Source organism: Streptomyces sp. NPDC056222 (assembly GCF_042264065.1).
In the GTDB taxonomy this organism is placed as follows: Bacteria; Actinomycetota; Actinomycetes; order Streptomycetales; family Streptomycetaceae; genus Streptomyces.
Genome location: NZ_JBHJTL010000197.1, coordinates 1 through 2921, shown reverse-complemented (window position 1 = coordinate 2921; position 2921 = coordinate 1). Strand labels below are relative to the sequence as shown.

General features: G+C 69.5%; 3 protein-coding genes and 1 pseudogene. All 4 read left to right on the top strand.

Annotated elements, in window-relative coordinates:
• Positions 1-79: 79 nt before the first annotated feature.
• A complete protein-coding gene (gene lepB / locus ACFC0D_RS38375; RefSeq protein ID WP_376446713.1) occupies positions 80-805 on the top strand; it encodes a signal peptidase I in 726 nt (241 codons plus the stop codon).
• Positions 798-1862, top strand: coding sequence for a signal peptidase I (lepB, locus tag ACFC0D_RS38370; protein WP_376446710.1), 1065 nt, complete (start codon positions 798-800; stop codon positions 1860-1862). Before lepB (ACFC0D_RS38375) ends, lepB (ACFC0D_RS38370) begins: the two co-directional genes overlap by 8 nt.
• Positions 1777-2730 (top strand): signal peptidase I, encoded by a 954-nt coding sequence (lepB, locus tag ACFC0D_RS38365; protein WP_376446707.1) that lies wholly within the window; start codon positions 1777-1779, stop codon positions 2728-2730. Before lepB (ACFC0D_RS38370) ends, lepB (ACFC0D_RS38365) begins: the two co-directional genes overlap by 86 nt.
• Before the next feature lie 63 nt (positions 2731-2793).
• Positions 2794-2921, top strand: a pseudogene (locus ACFC0D_RS38360) (signal peptidase I); the annotation flags it as partial.

Sequence of the window (2921 nt, the reverse complement as noted above, 5' to 3'; positions counted from 1 at the left end):
CCCCACTTCCCCCCCAAACCCCCACAACCCGCCCCCACCCCCCTCACTGTTTTGGCGGCCCCCCCCCCGCTCCGCGCGTATTTCCGGGCCCGATGGGCAGGACTCCGCCCCCACGGAGCGCGACGGGGACGTCGCCGCGTGGTCCTGGCGCCGTACGAGCGTCATCGGCGGCGTCTTCGTGATCTTCCTGCTGCTCCTGAGCCACTTCGTGATGCAGCCCTTCCTGATCCCCAGCCGCTCGATGGAACCCACACTCCAGGTCGGGGACCGGATCCTCGTGAACAAGCTGGCGTACCGTTTCGGCGACCAACCGCGCCGGGGTGACGTCGTCGTCTTCGACGGCACGGGCTCCTTCCTCCAGGAGGCCCCCGAGCAGAACCCGGTCACCGGTCTGCTGCACGGTGCGGCCGCGGCCCTCGGCCTCGCCGAGCCCGCCGAGACCGACTTCGTGAAGCGGGTGGTGGGCGTGGGAGGCGACCGGATCGTCTGCTGCGACAGCAACGGCCGACTGACCGTCAACGGCGTGCCCGTCGAGGAGCGGTACGTCATGCTGGGCGACTCGCCCTCGAAGGTTCCCTTCGACATCGTCGTCCCTCAGGGCACCCTGTGGGTCATGGGCGACCACCGCAGCCAGTCCAGCGACTCCCGCGACCACCTCGGCCGGCCGGGCGGCGGCATGGTGCCCGTGGAGCGCGTGATCGGGCGGGCGGACTGGATCGGCTGGCCCTTCGGCCGCTGGTCCGAGGTGGAGGAGACCGAAGCCTTCGACTCCGTACCCACTCCCGCGGCGGGTGGCCATGGGTAACCGGGGCAGGCCGGCCGGGCACCGCGGCGACACCCGGCTGCCCACCGGCACACGGCCGACGCAGGCCGGCGGCCGTCCGATGCCCGGCCGGGCGGAGCGGCGCAGACTCGCCCGCAAGGTCAAGCGCAGGCGACAGCGGTCCGCGGTCAAGGAGATCCCGCTCCTGATCACGGTCGCCCTGCTGATCGCGCTCGTCCTGAAGACGTTCCTCGTCCAGGCCTTCGTCATCCCGTCCGGCTCGATGGAGCAGACGATCCGGATCGACGACCGGGTCCTGGTCGACAAGCTCACGCCCTGGTTCGGCTCCAAGCCGCAACGCGGCGACGTCGTCGTCTTCAAGGACCCCGGCAACTGGCTCCAGGACGACACCGCGCCCGTCACCGAGGACCCGATCGGCGTCAAGCAGGTCAAGCAGGCCCTGACCTTCATCGGGCTGCTGCCCTCCGCCGACGAGCAGGATCTGATCAAGCGGGTCGTCGCGGTCGGCGGTGACACGGTCGAGTGCTGCGGCACGGACGGTCGGATCAAGGTCAACGGCGTACCGTTGGATGAACCGTATCTGCACCCGGGGAACGAACCGTCGAAGATCAAGTTCAAGGTGACGGTGCCCGCAGGCCGGATCTTCGTGCTGGGTGACCACCGGTCGGACTCCGCCGACTCCCGCTTCCACCTCGACGAGAAGGAGCAGGGAACGATCTCCGAGGAGGACGTGGTGGGCAGGGCTGTCGTCATCGCCTGGCCGGTGAGCCACTGGCGGCGACTGGAGGAACCGGACACGTTCGCGGCCGTACCGGACGGTCGTTCGGCTCCTGTGTCCGCACACGGTGTGTCGCATAGTGTGTCCTCGCGGAATCTGAACGGATTGCCCTGGCTCCCGACCCCTGCGGAACTCCCGCTCGTTATGGGAGTGGTGGGCCTGTCCCTGTTCTGGGGCAGGCATTTGCACGGACTGAGGAGTGGATGTGGGGGATGTGGCCGTCGGCGCACGATCCGGACACGACGAGCCGGAGGAGAGGCCCGAGCGGCTCGCCGAATCGGCGGTGGCCATGAGGGATGAATCCTCCGGCCCGCACGACGCCGACCCCGCGGACGGCGAGGGCGAGACCGGAAAGAACCAGCAGGGCGGACAGGACGGGCCGGACGGGCCCGGGCAGACCGGCGAGGGCGCGAAGAAGCCGCGTTCCTTCTGGAAGGAACTGCCCCTGCTGATCGGTATCGCTCTGCTCCTCGCGCTGCTGATCAAGACCTTCCTGATGCAGGCGTTCATGATTCCCTCGGACTCGATGATGAACACGCTGCAGCGCGGCGACCGGGTCCTCGTGGACAAGCTGACCCCCTGGTTCGGCTCCGAGCCGGAGCGCGGCGAGGTCGTCGTCTTCCACGACCCGGGCGGCTGGCTGGCGGACACGACCACCCCCGACCCGAACGTGCTGCAGCAGTTCCTGAGCTTCGTCGGGCTGTACGCCGAGGAGAAGGACCTGATCAAGCGCGTCATCGCGGTGGGCGGTGACACGGTCTCCTGCAAGGAGGGCGGCAACGTCATCCTCAACGGGAAGACGCTGGACGAGACCTCGTACATCTACCCCGGTTCCTCGCCGTGCGGTGACAAGCCCTTCGGGCCGATCACCGTCCCCGAGGGCAGCATCTGGGTGATGGGCGACAACCGCCAGAACTCCCTGGACTCCCGGTTCCACCAGAACCTCCCGGGCGGCGGCACGGTCCCGAACGACAAGGTCGTCGGACGCGCGGTCGTCGTGGCCTGGCCGGTCACCCGCTGGGCGACGCTGCCGGTTCCGAGCACCTTCGACCAGCCCGGGCTGAGCCAGGCGCTGGCCGTCGCCCCGGGCGCGGCCGGACTCGCCGCCGCGCTGCCGCTCGTACTGTGGCGCAGGAAGAGGCTCACCTCTCGGCATACCGCCGAGTAGGAACGCGCGGGTAGGGTGCCGTCCCAGATCGACGAACCGACCTTGAGGGTGGGGAGCGCTGGGATGAGCGGAACGATACGAACGGACGGCGGCCGCGGCCGCCTCGGCAGCGTGCTGTCGGGGCTGGCCGTGGCCGTCGGCTGTGTGCTCTTCCTCGGCGGCTTCGTCTGGGGAGCCGTCCTCTACCACTG